We start from the raw sequence: 21,693 nt of genomic DNA on the forward strand, positions 1-21,693 counted from the left end.
CTACCCCCTTTCCTTCCTCTTACTTAAAAATCTAGTTCCAAAAATAACTTTTAGGAATCCTGATTGCTTAGCCAGCCAAAAATACGAGCCTGCTCCTAATAATGCAGCAATTCCAACCATGATGGCGGCATTTGTTTTACTTGCATGGTAATCAAAAAAGACAGTGAAGAGAGAGGAAAACGCTACAACGACAATTGACATACAGATGACCAAAATTCCCGTAAATATTGTTCTTTTCCAAAATCTTTTATACGAGTAGCCTGTATGACGGCGAATCATCATTAATCCGTATATGAGCGAGCCAAGAAACCCGATCGCAGTTGCCATAATCGAACCGTATGCACCAAACTGCGTGATAAGCCAGCTGTTTAAACAAATTTTTAGCAGAAGACCGAATGCAAGGCTGATGACAGCCAATTTTTGTTTATTAATCCCCTGCAAAATGGCGGCTGAAACAGTGAAATAAGAAAAAAGCAAAGCGATCGGTGCATAGGCAGCTAAAATGCTCGCACCTGTTTCATTGTCATTATAAAAAAACATGTAGATTGGTCCGGAAAGAATAATGATCCCAATGGATGCAGGGAGAACGAGAAACATTAATGTTTGAAACGCTTGGTCAATTTGTCTTCTAACAAACGGAAAGTTTTGATTCGTGAACGCATTTGTAATGGCCGGCACGAGCGTTAAGCCAAAAGCGGTTGCTAAAGAAACAGGAATCATGACAATTTTATTCACTAAAAAATTGACCATAGCATATAATTCTTGCGCTCTTTCGCCTTCTCCCGCCTGAATCATAGCTTTATTAAACGTAAAAGAATCGACAAATTGATATAAAGGAATAGCTAGTCCGACAAATACAAACGGACCGGCATACCTGAACACCTCGAGAAACATTTGCTTCGTAGAAATGCCGGAAGGTTCAATTTTGTTCTCCTGCATCGCCAATAAGGAATTTTTTCTTTTCATCCAATACAAAAAAAGGACGAACAGCCCGCCGATGGCGCCAACAAAGGCGGCAAATGTCGCATAACCCACCGCTGTAATGATATCGCCATGTAATACTTTTAAAATGATATAGCTGGAAACAAGTAAAAAAATGATGCGCACTAGCTGTTCTATTACTTGGGAAACGGACGTCGGGCCCATTGACTGATGCCCTTGAAAAAAACCTCGTATTAAACTCATGATCGGAACAACTATAAGCGCAAGGCTGACCATTCGTATAACATATGTGACATCCTCAACTGTCACACCTTGCAGCTCCTGTTGGCCAAGCTGGTGTTCCGCAAAGAAAGGCGCAGTCACAAATAAAATAAAACAAGTGAAAATTCCTCCAAGAAGCATAAACAGCATCCCAGATCGAAACATTCTGCGGCTTGTCTCGTAATCACCAATGGAATTATATTTTGCGACAAATTTTGAAATGGCCATAGGAAATCCCATTGTCGCAATGCTTAAAAAAATCGTATACGGAACATATCCATATTGATACAAAGCACTTCCCGTTTCTCCAACCAACGCGAAAAACGGAATGACATAAATCATTCCTAAAATCCTTGAAATATATGTACCTAATGTTAAAATAAACGTCCCTCTTAATAATTTATCCGACATCTTTTGCTCACCATTGTTTCTAACAAAAATTTTCAACTATAACATTTTACCACATTCACTAGGAACTAAGATATAGTCATCACTCATTGAATTCAAAAATTCATCTTTTTATAATGATATAAGACTAGGATGTAGACGAAACTAGGATCAATCTAAAAGTACGAATAAATTGGACAAGCAACATCAACTTCTTAAAGGTTGTGAGAATATGAATTATGATGTAGCAGTAATTGGAGGGGGACCATCTGGATTGATGGCCGCCATCGCCGCCGCTGAAAACGGAGCGAACGTGCTGTTAGTCGATAAAGGAGAAAAATTAGGAAGAAAGCTGGCGATCTCCGGTGGCGGACGGTGCAATGTAACAAATCGCCGGTCAATTGAAGAAATTATCAAAAATATTCCCGGCAACGGACGATTTTTGTATGGCGCTTTTTCGCAATTTAATAATGAAGACATTATACGCTTTTTCGAAAACCTTGGAGTTCGTTTAAAAGAGGAAGACCATGGCCGGATGTTTCCAGTATCAAACAGAGCTCAAGACGTAGTCAATGCGCTACTTTCCGAACTGAAAAGGCTGAACGTTACAATTAAAACAAATCATCCGGTTGAAAACATCGAATACAGTGAAAGCAAAGTAAAAGGAATCTGGTTGAAAAATAAAACCTTTATTCCTGCCAAAGCTGTTATCGTAGCTGTAGGAGGAAAATCTGTCCCTCATACCGGAAGTACTGGAGACGGATACGTGTGGGCAAAAAAAGCCGGTCATACTGTGACGGAATTATTTCCAACTGAAGTGCCGATTACTTCGAATGAACCGTTTATCCGAACAAAACAATTGCAAGGCCTGTCGTTAAGAGATGCGGCTTTAAGTGTGTTGAATCAAAAGGGCAGACCAATTATTACGCACAAAATGGATTTTATTTTTACCCATTTTGGCGTATCAGGTCCAGCTGCACTAAGATGCAGCCAATTTGTTGTAAAACAATTGAAAAAAGAAAAAACGGTGACGTTGTCAATTGACGCTTTTCCTACTGAAAATGAAGAAAATCTTTTTCAGCATATTTTGCTTAAATTGAAAGGCGAACCGAAAAAAGCTGTTAAAAATGTATTAAAAGGTCTCTTGCCTGAACGATATTTGCTATTTTTGCTGGAGGAATCCGAAATCGATCATTCGATGACATATTCCCAACTTTCAAAAGATAAGCTGCGCCAATTTGTCCACTTAGTGAAAGATTTCCGCTTCGAAGCAAACGGCACGCTTCCAATCGAAAAAGCGTTTGTGACCGGCGGAGGCGTTTCTATAAAGGAAATCGATCCAAAGACGATGGCCTCTAAACTAATGAACGGGCTTTATTTTTGCGGCGAAATATTGGATATTCACGGCTACACGGGCGGCTACAACATCACGGCTGCGCTCGTAACCGGACGGCTGGCAGGCTTGTACGCAAGCCGTTACGTAGAAAAGGGCGAACCGATAAGTTGAACTGCCTCCTATCAAGTAGTTAGTGGAAATAATAAAAGTTGATCTAAGCGGTCTTGGCTCTATATTCCAAAGGACTGAGACCGTTTAATTTTTCTTGATAAAGATGGTAATTGTAAAATTGGATGTATTCGTCAATCGCATTCTTTAGCTCTTCAAATGTATCGTACTTATGTAAATAATATTTTTCACATTTACTGTTCCCCAAAAGGATGCCATTGGACCATTATTCTATACATCGTCCAACACGAGACATATTATGTGTTAACCCTACTTGATCAATCCTTCCTTTAAATCCATGTGAAGTAAATTGAAATCCTCGATCACTATATAGTAAATAATGTTTACCACAAATAGAAGGAATTTCTTTGACTAACGTGTAAAACACTAGCTAGCTTATTATTATTAGATTGCTAAATACATAGCTAACAATAGAACCATCAAAGGTCTAAAATAACACTTAAATAAGCTTTCTTTGAAGAACCATATTTTAGTTCTATCACATTCGTTATCCATTTTTCATTCGGTTTACTGGCTGTAAATTCACGATTTAAAATGTTATCTGCGCATGTTGGGGTTAGATGGATACAATCTGTCATTCGTAAAGAGAAAAAGGTTATTATAAAAACGTTGATGAGAGTTCTGTTCATGTTTACCCTGATTTTGAGTAGAAGTAGAAGCAGAGGCAAAGTGAGGTAATACAGTTCCGAGAAGTAAAAAAGTAAATGGTCAGTAAAGAGATTACTTTGAACTTCATTTCATCTTCCTCCTCTTATATTTTTAAATACAATAGTATAATATCAAAAAAATACATATTTAACATTTTTTGCCTCAAAATAGTATAATAATGGTATATTTTAATATGAAAAGAGGATAATTCTAATGAATAGTAACAAATCCGTATTATTAGCAGTGTTTAGTATTCCGATTTTTATGTTAATCACATCTTTTGATTTATCTATACAGACTGATAGAATAAATGCCCTAATTTTCCTTGGATACACATATCCGATATTTTTCCTTTTGTATTATTTAGTTAAGATTAAAAATTTTAAACCAATGTTAGTTCTATCAATAGGAATATTATTATGGACAGCATTCACTAGTTTTTTATTCAAAGATACCTTTATTACAATTGGTTTATTTATAATTTCCATCTTAGTTTTAGTGACAATAACAGTTATAACTAAAGAACCTAATTAATCCGCATTTAATGTCATGGTATTAAATGGAATGTTTTGGATGGCATAGTATCAAATTGCATTTTTAAACCTTACCTTTTTCATTCAAAGCACATAAATTGATGGGTTTGTCTAAAAAGTCAGGATAACTTACTCTTTTTTTTAAAAAACACACAAAAAAACGTCCTATCTAGTAAAATGTGAGGTGACAAGCCCAATTTTACAGAAAGAACGTTTTTTATGAACTGGGCAGCTGACTTTTGGGGGCGCTTCTTTTTTTGCACAAATCGCTATCCCGTTGAACGGCCATGTGCGATCCGGTTTAGCTATTCGCTAGACCTGTTCGCATTCAAAAGCATTTCCAGCTGCTTATGCCGTTCTTCATTTGAAGCTTCTAAAAAGCTCTTGTCTAATAATTGATGTAAAACCATCCTTTTTTGCTCTGGGTCGTTGATTTCTTCTAAGACACGTTTTCGACCTTCCTTTAAAAATTCAACATAGTCAGCAAAATGTTCATCAAACTGCTCTGCCAAACTATTTTTTAATTTTCTGGCGAGCCCCGGAACTTTCCCGCTCGTTGATACACTGATGATTAAATCGCCCCTTTTAAATGTTGCCGGCATAATGATATTGCTTTTTTCAGGTGCATCCACTACATTGATCAGCTGATGTGCTTCACATGACTGGTAGACCTGCTCATTAACTTCCCTTTCATTCGTTGCCGCAATGACTAGAAACGCACCGTTTACATCGTCTTTTTCAAACGTTTTTTGTTTCCACGATATTTTTTTTTCTTGATGCATTCGAAGAAGATGATCTGATAGATCGGGACTGACAACCGTTATATCAGCACATGCATCGAGCAAAGCTTTTATTTTTCTTTCCGCTACCTTCCCTCCGCCGACAACGACTGTCTTTTTTCCTTTCATATTCAATATTGCGCTGTAATACATATGATCACCCTTTTTTGTCTTAGCGCTTACAATTTCTGGTTGATGCGAAGCGTTTTTTCCTTTCAAATCAAAAGGTTCTAGGATAACTTCAAAAAAATTGGCCATCCTTTTTTTCGTGCAGTCGCTTCGGAACGGCATTGAAATCTTTTTTCCAATAAAAAAAAGACCTAGATTCCCCATAAACAAGGATTTTCAAGCGGGTCCAAAGCTTGTTTTAAAAAGCTTTTTCATGAGTTAGTCCGTCTTCCATCCTGCAAAACGATGGCGATCATTTCAGTTTTATTTGACTTTCTCACATCAGGTACAATTTATAAAGTGTTTCCTATCTGGATCAGTGCTTATAAGCTTTCAAGATCCACTGGGCATAGCAACTGCTTGGAGCGCATGCGAACATTGATGCATTGACGAAGATTCTCTAAAATTACAATCAACCTGCGCTTCACGTCTAATTCTGTTTACATTCTTACTAAATATAATAGACTTTTCATTATTAATGTGAAAGTCTTCTTATTCTTTGTAAATAATCATCGCTGAAAAACAGTAAATTTGTTCACCTTTTTGATCGCATGTTACCGCTACATGATATTTTATGTCGATATATTTTTGACTTGGAAGCGCAGTTAAAAAAGCGTTCACTTCCTCTTCTAAATCTTTTTCATGCTCTTCGTCAAAAATGGCGACTTTATAGCTCAATTTCTTCACACTCCCTTTATTTATCTCGTTGCTTCCAATATACTTTTATGCTTGTACAAATATGACACTTTTAATAAAGGGAAAAGATTTGCTCATGTCGGCAGTTTTTATGGGGATTTTGAGGGTATTACATGCGGTATGGTTTACTGTTTTGCCACGCTAATCTTCCTTTATAAGGAAAAAACCGCGCCTACATAAGCGCGGTTTTTCCACTTATTTTTTTATCTCGCTCTTCGGTTTGGTTTCCCCTGTCCATTCGAGCATTCCGCCAACCATATTGATGACATTAAAACCAAGATCCTGTAAATATAAACAAACATTTTCACTTCTTCTTCCTGAGCGGCAGACGAAAATATATTCCTTTTCTTTATCAAATTCTTCAATGCGGTCCGGGATTTCTCCCATCGGAATATGTTTTGCTTGTGGAATCATGCCTTCTTCTACTTCTTCTTCCTCGCGGACATCAATAATGTCTAATGTTTCGCCGTTTTCAAGCTTCGTTTTGAGATCATTTGGTGTGATTTCTTTTACCATGAATGGCCATCCTTTCATTGATATTCAAGCTTAATTGGCTACGATGTTGACAAGCTTGCCAGGAACAGCAATCACTTTACGAACGGTTTTGCCTTCAAGCTGTTCTTTTATTTTTTCATCATCCATCGCGATTTTTTCCATTTCCTCTTTAGAAGCATCGTTTGGTACAAGCAGCTTTGCCCGCACTTTTCCGTTGATTTGAATGACAATTTCCACTTCATCTTCGACAAGCTTTGATTCATCCCATGCCGGCCACGATTCATAAGCAATCGTTTCAGAATGGCCGAGTTTTTCCCAAAGCTCTTCGCAAATATGCGGAGCAACCGGCGATAAAAGCTTTACAAAGCCTTCCATATATTCTTTCGGAAGAATTGTCGCTTTATAAGCTTCATTAATAAATACCATCAGTTGCGAAATAGCTGTGTTAAAATGCAGATTTTCATAATCCTCCGTTACCTTTTTCACTGTTTGGTGATAAATGCGTTCAAGCTCTTGAGAAGGTTCATCGACGATTTTCGGATTCAACTCGCCATTTTCCATTACAAACAGCCGCCATACACGATCTAAAAATCTTCTTGCGCCGTCGAGTCCTTTTGTTGACCATGCAATGGATGCATCAAGCGGACCCATGAACATTTCATATAAACGGAGAGTATCCGCTCCGTGGCTTTCAACGATTTCATCAGGATTGACGACATTTCCTTTTGATTTGCTCATCTTTTCATTGTTTTCGCCGAGGATCATTCCTTGGTTAAACAATTTTTGGAACGGTTCTTTCGTCGGAACTACTCCGATATCGTATAAAAATTTATGCCAGAAACGTGCATACAGCAAGTGTAAAACAGCATGCTCAGCCCCGCCGATATAAATGTCCACAGGCAGCCATTTTTTCAATTTTTCAGGATCAGCTAATTGTTCTGAATTGTGCGGGTCAATATAGCGCAAATAGTACCAGCAGCTTCCCGCCCATTGAGGCATTGTGTTTGTTTCGCGCCGCCCTTTTTTGCCTGTTTTCGGGTCAACGACATTCACCCAATCCTCAATATTCGCTAAAGGTGACTCACCGGTTCCCGAAGGTCTAATTTCATCTGTTTCCGGAAGCACTAACGGCAGCTCCTCTTCAGGAACAGCTGTGATCGTGCCGTCTTCCCAATGGATGATCGGAATCGGTTCACCCCAATAACGTTGACGGCTGAACAACCAGTCTCGAAGACGGTATGTCACTTTTCTTTGTCCTTTTTTGTTTTCCTCCAGCCATTTGATCATCGCTTCAATTGCTTCTTCTTTATTCAATCCGTTCAAAAAGTCGGAATTTACATGCTCGCCGTCTCCTGTATAAGCTTCTTGTTCGATGTTTCCTCCAGCGACAACCTCTTTAATCGGCAGGTCAAATTTTTTCGCAAATTCATAGTCCCGTTCATCGTGGGCAGGCACGGCCATGATCGCACCTGTACCATAGCTCATTAAAACATAATCGGCAATCCAAATCGGCAATCTTTCTCCATTGGCAGGATTTACAGCATAGGCTCCGGTAAACACGCCTGTTTTTTCCTTCGCCAAGTCCGTTCTTTCGAGATCGCTTTTACTTTTAATTTGATCTAAATAGGCTTCCACCGCTTCTTTTTGTTCCTCGGTTGTAATTTCTTTCACAAGCGGATGTTCAGGCGCAAGCACTGTATACGTAGCACCGAAAAGCGTATCTGGACGAGTAGTAAAAACAGTAAAGGTTTTATCAGTTCCATCGACTGTAAAATGAACTTCCGCACCTTCCGACCGGCCGATCCAATTTCGCTGCATTTCCTTTATGCTTTCCGGCCAATCAAGCTCTTCTAAATCTTCCAGCAGCCTGTCAGCATATGCGGTAATTTTTAACACCCATTGTTTCATCGGACGGCGTTCAACAGGATGTCCTCCCCGTTCGCTTTTTCCGTCGATGACCTCTTCATTTGCAAGAACAGTTCCGAGTGCTGGGCACCAGTTGACGGGCACTTCATCAATGTAAGCAAGTCCTTTTTCATAAAGCTTTAAGAAGATCCATTGCGTCCATTTGTAATATTCCGGATCAGTTGTATTTACTTCCCGATCCCAATCATAGGAAAATCCTAGTGATTGAATTTGTCTGCGAAAATTATCAATATTTTTTTTCGTAAATTCCGCAGGATCGTTGCCGGTATCTAAAGCATATTGCTCAGCCGGAAGTCCAAATGCATCCCATCCCATCGGATGGAGAACATTGTATCCTTGCATCCGTTTCATTCGCGCCAAAATGTCGGTTGCCGTATAACCTTCAGGATGTCCTACATGAAGACCAGCTCCCGAAGGATACGGAAACATATCCAATGCATAAAACTTCGGTTTATCGGAATCATCCTCTGTTTTAAATGTTTTGTTTTTTAGCCAATAATCTTGCCATTTTTTCTCAATCTCACGATGGTTGTAAGACATGTAAAAATCCTCCTTTGCTATATATATGTATAAGCGTCAAATAATAAAAAAACTCCCATCCCCACGACGAAGGGACGAGAGACAATTTCCCGCGGTACCACCCAAATTAGCGCAAATGCACTCACTCTGTTCCGTAACGTGGAAACACGTCGGGCATTAGTCTGTACCGGAATACATTTCACACCCGCAACTCAAAGGGGAGTTCGTGAATAAACAACGATTGACTTTCACCTTCCGTCAACTCTCTAGACGCCTTTATCCACTACTGATCCTTTTCACCGTTCTTGCTTTTTCATCCACTTATCATATTGTTATTTTAATGAATTTTATGAGTTCATGCAAGTCAATGTCGAAAAATTTGGATTTCAGTCTAATAATTAATAATTGACAGACCCTTTCAAGCTTGAATCAAGCAGCATTTCTGCTTCATTTAAAATGTCCTGCAAGATCGTGTCAGCAGCGTTTGGTCTATATAATTCAGCAATGCTCATTTTCATTTTTTCCATTTTTTCAGGGTGGTTAAATAAATCATTGACCGTCTCTTGAACTTTTTCAAGCTTATTGATGACAACCGCCGCCCCTTTTGCTGCAAACAAATCGGCATTCTCCCTTTCCTGCCCCGGAACAGGTTTATAGAGAATAAGCGGAACTTTTAATGCGGCCGCCTCGCTGAGAGTAATCCCTCCAGGCTTTGTTATCATGCAGGAACAAATGCGAAAGAGCTCGTCGATTCTTTCGACATAGCCAAAAACTTTTATTCGATCCGGGTGAATATACTGAAGCGGTTCAAGCTCATCTTTCAGCGATTGGTTATTTCCGCATACAACGACTATTTGCATGTCATCTCGTGTAAAAAATGATTCACACAAATCTTTTACATTTTTTAAAACTCCATGAGCGCCTGTAGCAATTAACAAAGTTTTCTTGTTCGGATCCAAATTGTATTTTTTATATAAATCGATCGTTTCCATTTTTTCTTCAAACTGCGGCCGAATAGGAATTCCGGTTACTTTGACAAGCGCTGGATGGATGTTGAGCATTGTCAGTTTTTCCTTCACATCGTCGCACGAAACATAATATTTATCAATGTTTTTATGAACCCATACTCGGTGAAGACAAAAATCGGTCAGCACATTAAATGTCGGGATGAACACGCCTGTCCGCGTGCGATATTCAGGCACAACGGAAATAGGAAATGTATTAATGATGATGTCAGGATTTATCTCCCTTACTAGCTGATTCAATTTGCGGTGTCCAAGCTTCAAATACAAATTCATAATGCGTTTGTTAGACATTTTGTCCACACTATAATAAAATAACCGATAAAATTGCTTACCGATGGAAAAACTTTTCAAATATAAATATCTTGTAATTTCCGCCATAATTGGATGAGACTCGCTAATTAAATCAGAAACTTTTACGTTGTTGATTCCCATCTTATGCAAAGACTGCTCCAATGTTTTAGCAACTTGGATATGACCGTTTCCGTAATTTGCCGTTAATATTAATATCTTTGGGTCTTTTAACATTTTATTCACCTCAACTTAAAGCAGCTCAACAATTAGAACGAACTAAAATCAAAATAGTTTCACTTTAAATGTATATTTCCTTTTATAATTTTAGGAGAAAAAAATTAAGAATCCTTTATTATTTTATTACATTTACATTTCACTGGAAATTTTCGTTTTTTGTTGGTTGCAATAGCTAAAATGACAAATATATGGATTGGGATTTTTTAATGGTTCCAACAAAAAATAATTCTGCCCGTTTACTCGCATGGTTCATACAAGAAACTTACCGATACGCATTGGTTTAATTGAATTTATGTCATTTTTCCGGGGATTTTTTACCTAGCTAATGGGCAGCCAAAACTGCATGAATAACACCGAGAAGAATAAGATATGCCCTCCGAACAAAGTTTTTCCTTTATCTTTTCTGAACCGTTTTAGCCAAACAAGCTGAAACTCACGCTGCAGAGGTTCAAATACTTTTTTTTGCTAAACTTTATTTATGAAAAGCATTGGCAAATTCGTTATTCATGTCTTTCATCCATTGATATATTTGTTCAAAGCTGATTCCTGCATAAAATGCGTCGATCATAATTTGCCGCAGCTCCTCTTTAATCATTTCAATTTTCTCTTCATCCAGCTTTTTCTGCACCATTTTCGATACAAATGTCCCCCGTCCTCTCAGCGTTTCAATCAAGCCTTCTCTTTCCAGCTCTTTATAAGCCTTTGAAACCGTGTTAGGATTAGCGATAATCATGGAAGACATCTCTCTTACAGAGGGCAGTTTATCGCCAGGCTTTAACACACCTTTGATACATAGTTCTTTCATTTTTTTTATGATCTGCTCATATATCGGAGTGGCACTTCTCGGGTCAATTTCAAACATCAAATACCCTTCTTTCTTACAAAAAGGACTCTTTTGTATTATGTGTACTACATTATATAGTACACATAATACAGAAAAGATGCAATCAACATTTTCTGATTCCGCATATAAAAAACACTGAATGATTTCACTCGTTCGGGGGCTCTTGATCTTAGGGAAAAATTATGATGTACATAGTCGTATAGCAGCTTTTGCTAGAAGTTTGACTGATGTTCAACAAACTGATCCCGATTTTGTTTTAAAATGTAATCGTTCATTCGCATTGAGCCGAGCTTTTATATCGGTAATTGCGCAATCTGTTGAAAGATATTTTTATTCTATATTTTCGTTTTTATTCCAAAAACCATTCTTTCCTTATGCAAATTTATATATAAGATCAAATCGGCTAAAGAATAAATGAAAAATCATAATTGCAATTAAAGGGCAAGCCTACAATCAGGCTTTGCCCTGGAATTTTAATGATCGAGCAAAATCATCTCATTTTGAAGGTGCTGCAGTTGAAGGCGCATGCGGTGAAGCTGCTCCCGCTGCTGGTCATTTGCGCTTAAACTGAGTTTTTCCACTTCTGCAAGTGCATCTTGAAGCTTTTGCTGTGCATTTGTATATTCTTCATCATTGTAATGCTCCTGTTTCAGCCCTTCAATATATTGCTCATTTGCATATTCCAATGCTTGCTGGCAATGTTGAATGCACTCTTCCACGGATTGTCTAGTAGCCAAACAAATCCCCTCCTTGATGAAGAATTTTCTTCATCAACTGTATTTTTCGCTATTTCTGCAAGCTCCATCATGAAAAAAGCTGGTAAATTCTTATTTGAGATTGGTTTGGCAATCATGGTAAAATGTCTTGATAGTATATCGAAACAGGAGGAGTAGGAATTGGCGAACCACAATCCATTTCCGTATACGAATGACAACAAACGGTATCATACATGGAATTACCATTTACGAAATACATTTGGAGATAAAGTGTTTAAAGTTGCTTTAGACGGAGGATTTGACTGTCCAAACCGCGACGGTACGGTAGCACATGGCGGGTGTACGTTTTGCAGTGCCGCAGGGTCGGGCGATTTTGCCGGAAACAGAGCTGATGATCTTGTTACGCAATTTCACGACATTAGAAGCAAAATGCATGAGAAATGGAAAAACGGAAAGTATATTGCTTACTTTCAGGCATTTACAAACACTCATGCACCCGTGGAAGTTCTTCGTGAGAAATATGAAACGGTATTAGGTCTCGAAGGAGTTGTCGGTTTGTCCATTGCTACAAGGCCTGACTGTTTGCCTGACGATGTTGTTGATTATTTGGCGGAATTAAATGAGAGGACATATCTTTGGGTTGAATTAGGATTGCAAACCGTTCACCAGCGGACCGCTGATTTAATTAACCGTGCGCACGATTATGAATGTTATGTGGAAGGAGTTAACAAGCTCAGAAAGCACGGAATCCGAGTTTGCACACACATCATAAACGGTCTTCCGCTTGAAACGTACGATATGATGATGGAAACTGCAAAAGAAGTTGCTAAGCTGGATGTTCAAGGAATTAAAATTCATCTGCTCCATTTGTTAAAAGGTACACCGATGGTTAAGCAATATGAAAAAGGGATGGTGCGCTTTTTATCCTTTGATGAATATGTACAATTAGTTTGCGATCAGCTAGAGGTACTGCCTCCCGAAATGATCGTTCATCGCATTACAGGCGACGGTCCGATCGATTTAATGATAGGGCCGATGTGGAGCGTTAACAAATGGGAAGTGCTGAATGCCATTGATGCCGAACTCGAAAAACGAAACAGCTACCAAGGGAAGTATTATACAAAAGATCGAGTGATGTCAAAATGAACCTCATTCGCATTCTTCCATTTGCAAAAAAATTGATGGCTTCCGCTGTCCAAAACGGCGATATCGTTATTGATGCAACAGTCGGGAACGGACATGATACCGTCTTTTTAGCACAACTCGTTGGCGAACAAGGTCATGTGTTTGGATATGATATTCAAAAACAAGCGCTTGAAGAGACAGAAAAACGGTTGAAGGAATCCGGTTTAATCGACCGTGTTACTTTGTTTCATTCCAGTCATGATGACATTTTCAATACGATTCCGAAAAAACATCACAATCATATCGCCGGTGCGATGTTTAATCTCGGTTATTTGCCCGGTGGCCAAAAAAACATTGTGACAAAACCAGAATCAACTATTGAAGCAGTAAAGCAGCTTTTATCCATATTAAGACCCGGTGGAATGATCGTGCTGGTCGTTTATCACGGCCATCCGGAAGGAAAACGTGAGAGAGATGAGCTTCTTAAATTTGCCGAACAAATCGATCAACATACTGCTCATGTACTTGAATACCGGTTTTTAAACCAAAAAAATTCCCCTCCGTTTATTGTAGCAATCGAAAAAGCAAAATAGCCGGGAATAATATCCCGGCTAGCTTTATCCATCAAGAAGATTTAATCAAATTCCATTTTCGGAACGTTCGATATGCCCTAGCATTCACATAAAAGAAAACGGAGGTTGTTCCTCCTTTTTTTATTAATTTTTTAGCCAGCTTTCCTAAATCTTTATGTACTAATACTTTGTCATCAGATAAATAAATGCCGAGCAATCCGCGGTTAATTAATTTATGAAAATTTTCGTTCGGAATACCTTTTAAATTTTTGTCCGCTTCATGTACAAAATGAGCTAATCGTTCCATCATTTCTGATGTGCTTTCATAAAAACTGCAAAAATTTAAATCGCCCTCCAATTGATCCTCCTCTTGATCAATAAAGTAATCCAATAAAATATGAAGCCCTTGCACATATGGAAAGTAACCGTCTTTAATTTTTTTGGCAATCGCTTCGTTAAAGCTGGGCTGAAATGCATAGGCGACTAAACAAAAAATGCCCAATGTCGATCCAGCGCAGGCAGAAAATTCATACCACCGCATATCCGGGAGGGAAGATTTATATTGTTCGAACCACTGTACTAGCCTTGGCACTCTTTCCTCTTCTATTACATGCTTATGTACTTGCAGTTCACAATAATATTCGCAAAGCTCCATCAAATAGCCAGCTATAACCGGATAGTTCTCCAATTGGCTCAGCATTCTTTGGCATGTCATGACAAGCTCTTTTAAATATCCGCCATCATCTTGGTCCTCACGAAATTGGTAGTAATTTTTTAATTCTGCATGAATCGACAGCGCATCCTTCATTGATTGGTGCAGCATGCGGAAATCTTCCGGATCAAAAGAAGTGCTTCTGTCGCATAAATTATCCAAGTAATCGCTAATCGTTTGATAAGCAACGATAAACTCTATGCATTCCTCTATATGAGAGTTCGACAAAAGCGCTAAAATGCTTCCTCCTTCGCAATGAAATGCTTTCGTATTTATGCTTGCAAGCGCCTGCTTTCTCAATTCAGGATTCGGTATTTCCTCAGCCTTTTTTTTCCACCCATCTAAGTAATAATGGACGGTCGGAAGAATTTCCCTATAAACTCTTGACATAAGGCTGATAGGGTGTTCAGGTATACTCAAAGATCAACTCACCTCTTCATTGTAAAATTCCAGTGTTTATGTTAAATGGCTTTCTGTAAATCTCAACGCATCTTGAAAAACAAGTTCTCTTTCCGGTTCATTAAAAATTTCGTGATATAGTCCTTCCCATTCTTTATAGCTCTTTTCCGTGAGATTCAACTGACTATACCATTTTTGAACTGCTGATTTATCAACAATTTTGTCTTCTCCTCCCTGCATGACGAAAAGAGGGACATCTGGAAACTGCGGAAGCTGCTGAAATGCTAGTTCAATAGCATGAAGAAGCTCTCTGTACCAGCGCACAGAAACTTTTCTTACGTAAAGGGAGTCGTTTCTGTTTATGTCTTGAATTTCCTTATTTCTCGTTGCCATCTCAACTGTCAAACCGGAATCAAAGCGTACCCTAGGCGCGAAAATATTTAATCCTTTTGCCAAAAGATCGAGCGCTTTACTCGGTTTTTGCAAAATTCCTAAACATGGCGAAGATAAAATGACCCCGTTTAACGGAATTTTATTTCTCTGCAGCGTACGTATGGCTATTAAACCGCCCATGCTATGCCCCAGCAAAAAAAGCGGCAATTGGAAAGATTGAGCCTCCCTGATCCAACGGTCAACTTCATCAATATATTCATCAAACGATTGGACATGTCCCCGTCTGGAGGATGAATTTCCTTGTCCTGGCAAATCCCCCATGACAACATGGTACCCGTTTGTTTGCCACTTTTTTATCAGCCATTTGTAACGTCCATGATGTTCTCCAGCTCCATGAATGATGACAATCGCAGCTTTAGGACTAGAACTTACCCATTTCCACATAAGTTAACTCCTTTCCGAACATGACGGAAAATTTGTTATAATATGAAAAAAAGAAAAGGATGGTTCCCATGGTTATTTATCCATATAAAGACAAAAAACCTATAATTAGCGATTCGGCTTATATAGCTGATTTTGTCACAATCACCGGCGATGTTCAAATAGGAGATGAATCAAGCATTTGGTTTCAGACGGTTATTCGCGGTGACGTTGCCCCAACTATTATTGGAAATCGGGTCAATATTCAAGACCAATGCTGTCTGCACCAGAGCCCAAATAAACCGTTAATTATTGAAGATGATGTAACCGTCGGCCATCAAGTTCTGCTCCATAGTGCGATTGTGCGGAAAGGAGCTCTAATTGGAATGGGTTCGATTATTCTGGATGGAGCAGAAATCGGAAAAGGCGCTTTTATCGGTGCAGGCAGTCTTGTCCCGCCAGGCAAAAAGATACCTGAGAAAACTTTAGCATTCGGAAGACCCGCCAAAGTGATTAGAGAATTAACAGAAGAAGATCTTCAAGATATGGAACGCATCCGTCGCGAGTATATCGAAAAAGCTCAATATTATAAAAATATTGCTCGTATGAACAACATATAAATTGCTTATAAAAACATTTTAAAACTTTCTCTTTCAAATGTCATTCTTTACCGGGCAGCTTCATGTATTTTTAAAATTTTGTAAAATTTTTATTAGATTTGTTGAAGTTTACATAAATATGAGAGAAAATTTTTTTAAGAATTTTTGCTTTTTGAAAAGAGGAACTTTAACATGGGCAGACTGCTGAATCAGCTTTACCAATTTGAGTGCAAGTTGTTCAAACTGATTAATTCGCATTTTGAACGAAAAGGACTGAATGTTTATTTTCGGTATATTACTCATTTAGGAGGGGCTGTTTTTTCAATTGCAACATGTTTAATGCTGATGTTATTTTTTAATGAACCTGTAAAAACTGTTGCCTTGGCAAGTTCAGCTGCACTTTTTTTCAGTCATATTCCGGTTTTCATTGTGAAAAGAATTTATCCACGCAGACGGCCTTATCTTACATTATTTGAAACAAAAGTGTTAGAAAATCCGTTAACTGACCATTCATTTCCTTCTGGACATACGACAGCTGTATTTTCAGTGGCAACACCATTTTTGCTCTTTTTTCCAGCCTTAACATGGATTTTGCTTCCTCTCGCATTCAGTGTGGCACTATCAAGAATTTTTCTTGGCCTACACTACCCTTCAGATGTGCTGGCGGGAATAGTTCTAGGAGCTTCAGCAGGCACCATCTGTTTTGTCGCATTCGGACCATAAAAGCAAAAAGGTGTCTAATGCATGCATCGCATTGGACACCTTTTTTATTTTACAAATATTGATGAGCCTGTTCGCGCAAAGCTTCCGCTTTATCTGTGCGTTCCCATGGCAAATCTAGATCGTTGCGTCCGAAATGACCGTAAGCAGCTGTCTGTTTGTAAATCGGGCGGCGCAAGTCAAGCATTTTTATAATGCCAGCTGGGCGCAAATCAAAGTTATTGCGAATTAATTCAACTAAAACATCTTCGCTTACTTTGCCAGTACCGAACGTATCAACAGAAATAGAGACAGGTTTCGCCACACCAATTGCATAGGCCAGCTGAACCTCGCATTTGTCTGCAAGTCCGGCTGCGACAATATTTTTCGCTACATAACGAGCCGCATAAGCTGCAGATCGGTCTACCTTCGTCGGATCTTTTCCTGAGAAAGCTCCTCCGCCATGGCGCGCATAGCCTCCGTAAGTATCGACAATGATTTTTCGTCCCGTTAATCCTGCATCTCCTTGTGGTCCGCCAATAACGAAACGTCCGGTAGGGTTGATGAAATATTTTGTTTCTTCATCGATCAGTTCTTTTGGCACAACCGGATCAATTACTTTTTCTTTAATATCCTGCTTAATTTGTTCTAAAGTTGCCTCCGGATGGTGTTGAGTCGATATGACAATTGTGTCAATTCTAACCGGCTGTTCATTTTCATCATATTCTACCGTAACTTGCGTCTTTCCGTCCGGACGCAAATAAGGAATTTCTTCGCTTTTTCTAACTTCTGTAAGCCGGCGTGAAAGCTTATGGGCAATGGAAATCGGGAGAGGCATTAATTCCTTCGTTTCATTGCATGCAAAACCGAACATTAACCCTTGATCTCCAGCGCCAATCGCTTCAATTTCTTCATCAGTCATTTGTCCTTCTCGCGCTTCTAAAGCTTTATCCACCCCTGCAGCAATATCGGGTGATTGCTCATCAATTGATGTTAAAACAGCACAAGTTTCAGCATCAAAACCGTATTTAGCTCTCGTATAGCCGATCTCTTTGACCGTTTCTCGCACAATTTTTGGTATATCCACATACGTGCTTGTCGTAATTTCTCCACTGACTAATACAAGTCCGGTGGTGACAGATGTTTCGCAAGCTACACGTGCGTTCGGATCTTTTTCTAAAATGGCATCTAAAATCGCATCTGAAATTTGGTCGCAAATTTTGTCCGGATGCCCTTCCGTTACGGATTCAGATGTAAACAGACGGCGCTTTTTTGTCATTTACTGCTTCCTCCTCAAACTTAAAATGATGTTTATGGAGTGCTACACTCCTTGACATTGACACGGAACTCATTCCCTCACCACTGTTGTAAACATATCAAAATTGCGTACGATAAGAAAAACTTGGCTAAACGAGATTTCTCTTATACATAGAAAAAACCTTCCCTGCCAGAGGAAAGGTTGTTATAAACATCATTGCCTTTCACTCTTATCGTTCAAGGATATAACCTTGCATCAGGTTAGCACCATTGCTCGTCTATGAATATGGAATTCTTTCGCATCATGTTGTATGTCCATAGAATACCGGGATTTTGAAAGCCATATTCTACTGTCTTCTTTCAACGAGCCGGTTGCTGGGCTTCATAGGGCCTGTCCCTCCGCCAACTCGGGATAAGAGTATCCGTTCAAATGTATATCATACAGGAGCAAAAAAGTACTTGTCAACAATAAATAAAGCTTCTCTGTAATTTTCCAAATCATCTGATATCCATTATTTCAGTATCAGCTGATCAATCATGATTCGTATGATGCCCAAAAATGAAGGCAAAATATATAGTAAAAACATTATTTTCAGAAATCGATAAATAGGATGGATTATTTTCGTGAATGTGTTATACTATTTCTATAAAACCATTTCAAATATGCAAAAAAAGGATGGTATGTATATGAATATTGTAGATGTATCAAATGAATTAGCTTCGTTGATCAGCGGACCAAATGCATATCATAATTTACCAGTCGCACGGCTTGTAGAAAAAGTTTTAGCTAGGAAAGAAGGCTTTTTAACAAATACAGGTGCAGTTTCGGTTACAACAGGCAAATATACCGGCCGGTCACCAGAAGATAAATTCATCGTTGAAGAAGATTCTGTCAAGCATTTAATTGATTGGGGACCCGTCAACAAGCCAATTTCATCAGAAGTTTTTGAAAAACTGTACTTAAAAGTCATACAATATTTAAAAAATAGAGATGAAATTTATGTTTTTAACGGATTTGCCGGAGCTGACAAAAAATATCGTCTTCCAATTCAAGTGGTCAATGAATTGGCGTGGCAAAATTTATTTGCTCGCCAACTGTTTATCCGTCCGAAAAGCCAAGACGATTTAAAGGAGCATAAAAATCCGTTTACGATTGTTTCCGCTCCTTCCTTTAAAGCAGATCCAGCTGTGGATGGAACGAACTCAGAAGCATTTATCATTATTTCTTTTGAAAAGAGAATAATCCTGATCGGCGGAACTGAATATGCAGGCGAGATGAAAAAGTCTATCTTTTCCGTCATGAACTTCCTGCTTCCAGAAAGAGATATATTTTCAATGCACTGCTCCGCCAATGTCGGTCAAGAAGGCGATGTCGCGCTCTTTTTCGGTTTATCGGGAACAGGCAAAACAACACTTTCCGCCGATCCAAAACGCCGATTAATTGGTGATGATGAACACGGCTGGTCTTCATCTGGTATTTTTAATATTGAAGGCGGCTGTTATGCAAAATGCATCGGTTTGTCTGAAGAAAAAGAACCTCAAATTTATAACGCGATTCGATTCGGTTCCGTTTTGGAAAACGTTGTGGTTGATGAATCGACACGAATTCCTGATTATGACAACTCCTTATTAACAGAAAACACCCGTGCGGCTTATCCAATTGAAGCGATTGACAATATTGCTAAACCGAGCATTGCGGGTCACCCTAACACAATTATTTTTTTAACAGCTGATGCGTTCGGTGTTCTGCCGCCAATAAGCAAATTAACGAAAGAACAGGCTATGTATCATTTCTTAAGCGGTTATACGAGCAAGCTTGCTGGAACGGAAAGGGGTATTACTTCCCCTAAAACAACGTTCTCCACATGCTTTGGCGCACCATTTCTTCCGCTTCCAGCTACAAGATACTCTGAAATGCTCGGAAGAAAAATCGAAGAACATGATGTGAAAGTATTTTTAGTCAATACAGGGTGGACCGGCGGAGAATACGGAGTAGGAAAACGAATTAAACTTGCTTATACAAGAGCCATGGTTCAGGCAGCATTGGAAGGCGAACTCGATGAGGTGGAAACTGTAAAAGACCCTATTTTCGGGCTGGCGATTCCTGCTCATGTTCCAGGAGTGCCTGATGAAGTTTTACAGCCTATTAAAACATGGAGTGATAAAAACGCTTATGAACAAAAAGCGTATGAATTAGCAAAAGCATTCAAAGAGAACTTCAAAAAATTCTCGAACGTTCCGAAGGAAATTGAAGAACTTGGCGGTCCAATCATATAAAAAAATTACTTACTTTCGGCTACAGCTTTGAACTGTCCCCTGTCAAGTAGACTGTAGAAATAATAAAAATATACCTAAGCGGCTTTAGCTCTATATTCCATGGGGCTAAAGCCGCTTAATCTTTTTTGATACCTTTCATAATGATAAAAGCGGTTGTACTCATCCATCACAAGAGCTAATTCTTTAAATGTCTGATACTTATGTAAATAATACTTCTCGCATTTAAAGCGTTCCCCAAAAAGATACCATTGGCCCATTATCAATGCATCTGCCTACTCTTGACATACTTTGTGTCATCCCTGCTTGTTCTATCCTACGTTTAAAACCATGAGAGGTATATTGGAACCCACGGTCACTATGAATAAGTGGATGCTCTCCTTTTAAAAGTACGGTGGCTTGATCCAACGTTTTGAATACAAGATGATGATGATTGGAATGTCCTAAAACATCGCTCACAATTGATCCATCATATAGATCAAGAATAGCACTTAAATAGGCTCTCTTTGATGAACCTATTTTAATTCTGTGACATCAGCTACCCATTTTTCACTTGGCTTTTCCGCTGTAAATTCACGATTCAATATATTTTCTGCAACATGTTGAGGGAAAACGTTTTAACCACTTATAGTAAGCAGCTCGTGAAATACCGGCGATTTCACATATAAGATTATGCTTAGTTTTCTTTCTCATGAAGTTCCCGGATTGCGATATACTTGTCTTCAAAACGGATTTGGTTTACTTTCACCTCCTTTCGATTTCCTCTAACTTTTTTAAAAATAGATTCTCCGCACGTAAGCGCTCATTTTCTCTTTCTAACTTTTTCATCTCCAGTTTCATTTTCTCTTCTGGAGATAACTCTGCTTCTTCTTTTTTTCTTCCTCGTTTGTCTTTATCCATTGCCTTAAAGAATATTTAGTAATTTGATACCTTTTACAAAGCTCTTGAATAGTACATTCTCGGTTTTCATATGCAAGTAAAACTTCAAGTTTGAGCTCTGTTGTATATTGCTTATACATAGAAAAACTCCCCCTAAGGTAAAACAGATTTTTTATATTTTAATCTGTCTACCTTAAGGGGAGCATATCACTTTGTCGATAGCCTTTTAATATTTTTATGTGGTTTGGCAAAACAAATCGGCAACGCAGATTTTTAGACGAAAACCCCTTTTTCAACGAACTTTTATGAAAAAGGGGTTACGCGATTTTTTATGATAAGACAAATGGAAGCCGTACTCGAAAAAATTAAGCA

General features: G+C 38.7%; 18 protein-coding genes, 2 pseudogenes, 1 riboswitch and 1 other annotated feature. Of the genes and pseudogenes, 6 read left to right on the forward strand and 14 right to left on the reverse strand.

Going from position 1 to position 21,693, the window contains the following annotated elements; all coding sequences use genetic code 11:
* The gene (locus ACVIJU_RS16360; protein WP_340855332.1) at positions 1-1,614 is read right to left on the reverse strand and encodes a putative polysaccharide biosynthesis protein; all 1,614 of its coding nucleotides are present in this window, start codon (positions 1,612-1,614) and stop codon (positions 1-3) included.
* A 208-nt stretch (positions 1,615-1,822) separates the two neighbouring features.
* Between ACVIJU_RS16360 and ACVIJU_RS16365 the strand changes: the two genes are divergently transcribed.
* Positions 1,823-3,097, forward strand: a complete 1,275-nt coding sequence (locus ACVIJU_RS16365) for an NAD(P)/FAD-dependent oxidoreductase (protein ID WP_456687784.1) — start codon at positions 1,823-1,825, stop codon at positions 3,095-3,097.
* A gap of 43 nt (positions 3,098-3,140) precedes the next feature.
* On the opposite strand, the gene ACVIJU_RS16370 is transcribed toward ACVIJU_RS16365, so the two are convergent.
* From ACVIJU_RS16370 to ACVIJU_RS16405, 8 genes and pseudogenes are all read right to left on the reverse strand, one after another.
* Positions 3,141-3,302, reverse strand: a complete 162-nt coding sequence (locus ACVIJU_RS16370; protein ID WP_157727917.1) for an IS3 family transposase — start codon at positions 3,300-3,302, stop codon at positions 3,141-3,143.
* A 1,350-nt stretch (positions 3,303-4,652) separates the two neighbouring features.
* Positions 4,653-5,408: pseudogene (locus tag ACVIJU_RS16375) on the reverse strand (precorrin-2 dehydrogenase/sirohydrochlorin ferrochelatase family protein); the annotation flags it as partial.
* A gap of 327 nt (positions 5,409-5,735) precedes the next feature.
* Positions 5,736-5,921 (reverse strand): sporulation protein Cse60, encoded by a 186-nt coding sequence (locus ACVIJU_RS16380; RefSeq protein ID WP_063386586.1) that lies wholly within the window; start codon positions 5,919-5,921, stop codon positions 5,736-5,738.
* 213 nt (positions 5,922-6,134) lie between these two features.
* A complete protein-coding gene (locus ACVIJU_RS16385) occupies positions 6,135-6,455 on the reverse strand; it encodes a rhodanese-like domain-containing protein (protein WP_063386585.1) in 321 nt (106 codons plus the stop codon).
* A gap of 30 nt (positions 6,456-6,485) precedes the next feature.
* On the reverse strand, positions 6,486-8,900 hold the full coding sequence (leuS, locus tag ACVIJU_RS16390; protein ID WP_063386584.1) for a leucine--tRNA ligase: 2,415 nt from the start codon (positions 8,898-8,900) through the stop codon (positions 6,486-6,488).
* Between the two features lie 67 nt (positions 8,901-8,967).
* Positions 8,968-9,188 (reverse strand) — a binding site (T-box leader).
* 89 nt (positions 9,189-9,277) lie between these two features.
* Entirely contained in the window at positions 9,278-10,429 is a 1,152-nt protein-coding gene (locus tag ACVIJU_RS16395; protein WP_063386583.1) for a diglucosyl diacylglycerol synthase, read from the reverse strand.
* A gap of 475 nt (positions 10,430-10,904) precedes the next feature.
* A complete protein-coding gene (locus ACVIJU_RS16400; protein WP_063386582.1) occupies positions 10,905-11,294 on the reverse strand; it encodes a GntR family transcriptional regulator in 390 nt (129 codons plus the stop codon).
* A 455-nt stretch (positions 11,295-11,749) separates the two neighbouring features.
* Positions 11,750-12,013, reverse strand: a complete 264-nt coding sequence (locus ACVIJU_RS16405; RefSeq protein ID WP_063386581.1) for a YtzC family protein — start codon at positions 12,011-12,013, stop codon at positions 11,750-11,752.
* 159 nt (positions 12,014-12,172) lie between these two features.
* Between ACVIJU_RS16405 and ACVIJU_RS16410 the strand changes: the two genes are divergently transcribed.
* Both ACVIJU_RS16410 and ACVIJU_RS16415 read left to right on the forward strand, forming a co-directional pair.
* Complete coding sequence (locus ACVIJU_RS16410; protein WP_063386580.1) at positions 12,173-13,138, forward strand: TIGR01212 family radical SAM protein; 966 nt, start codon at positions 12,173-12,175, stop codon at positions 13,136-13,138.
* Positions 13,135-13,710 carry a class I SAM-dependent methyltransferase gene (locus ACVIJU_RS16415; protein ID WP_063386579.1) on the forward strand — a complete coding sequence of 192 codons (576 nt, stop codon included), beginning with the start codon at positions 13,135-13,137 and terminating at the stop codon, positions 13,708-13,710. The genes ACVIJU_RS16410 and ACVIJU_RS16415 overlap by 4 nt, the downstream gene beginning before the upstream one ends.
* A gap of 31 nt (positions 13,711-13,741) precedes the next feature.
* Here the strand turns inward: ACVIJU_RS16415 and ACVIJU_RS16420 are convergent, their stop codons facing one another.
* Both ACVIJU_RS16420 and ACVIJU_RS16425 read right to left on the reverse strand, forming a co-directional pair.
* Complete coding sequence (locus ACVIJU_RS16420) at positions 13,742-14,821, reverse strand: tetraprenyl-beta-curcumene synthase family protein (RefSeq protein ID WP_063386578.1); 1,080 nt, start codon at positions 14,819-14,821, stop codon at positions 13,742-13,744.
* A gap of 36 nt (positions 14,822-14,857) precedes the next feature.
* Entirely contained in the window at positions 14,858-15,637 is a 780-nt protein-coding gene (locus tag ACVIJU_RS16425) for an alpha/beta hydrolase (RefSeq protein WP_327855804.1), read from the reverse strand.
* A 68-nt stretch (positions 15,638-15,705) separates the two neighbouring features.
* Between ACVIJU_RS16425 and ACVIJU_RS16430 the strand changes: the two genes are divergently transcribed.
* Together ACVIJU_RS16430 and ACVIJU_RS16435 are read left to right on the forward strand one after the other, a co-directional pair.
* A complete protein-coding gene (locus ACVIJU_RS16430; protein WP_063386577.1) occupies positions 15,706-16,233 on the forward strand; it encodes a gamma carbonic anhydrase in 528 nt (175 codons plus the stop codon).
* 171 nt (positions 16,234-16,404) lie between these two features.
* A complete protein-coding gene (locus tag ACVIJU_RS16435; protein ID WP_066249451.1) occupies positions 16,405-16,935 on the forward strand; it encodes a phosphatase PAP2 family protein in 531 nt (176 codons plus the stop codon).
* 49 nt (positions 16,936-16,984) lie between these two features.
* Here ACVIJU_RS16435 and metK read toward each other — a convergent pair whose 3' ends face one another.
* Positions 16,985-18,190: a methionine adenosyltransferase gene (gene metK / locus ACVIJU_RS16440; RefSeq protein ID WP_063386575.1), complete on the reverse strand. Its 1,206-nt coding sequence runs from the start codon at positions 18,188-18,190 to the stop codon at positions 16,985-16,987.
* Between the two features lie 205 nt (positions 18,191-18,395).
* Positions 18,396-18,587, reverse strand: a riboswitch (SAM riboswitch).
* 268 nt (positions 18,588-18,855) lie between these two features.
* Here metK and pckA point away from each other — a divergent pair.
* Entirely contained in the window at positions 18,856-20,445 is a 1,590-nt protein-coding gene (pckA, locus tag ACVIJU_RS16445) for a phosphoenolpyruvate carboxykinase (ATP) (protein WP_063386648.1), read from the forward strand.
* 74 nt (positions 20,446-20,519) lie between these two features.
* On the opposite strand, the pseudogene ACVIJU_RS16450 reads toward pckA, so the two are convergent.
* Together ACVIJU_RS16450 and ACVIJU_RS16455 are read right to left on the reverse strand one after the other, a co-directional pair.
* Positions 20,520-21,333: pseudogene (locus ACVIJU_RS16450) on the reverse strand (IS3 family transposase); the annotation flags it as partial.
* Positions 21,279-21,461, reverse strand: coding sequence for a transposase (locus tag ACVIJU_RS16455; RefSeq protein ID WP_063386574.1), 183 nt, complete (start codon positions 21,459-21,461; stop codon positions 21,279-21,281). The pseudogene ACVIJU_RS16450 and the gene ACVIJU_RS16455, both read right to left, overlap by 55 nt.
* Between the last annotated feature and the right edge of the window lie 232 nt (positions 21,462-21,693).

The sequence above is a fragment of the Aeribacillus sp. SP014 genome, from assembly GCF_054055575.1.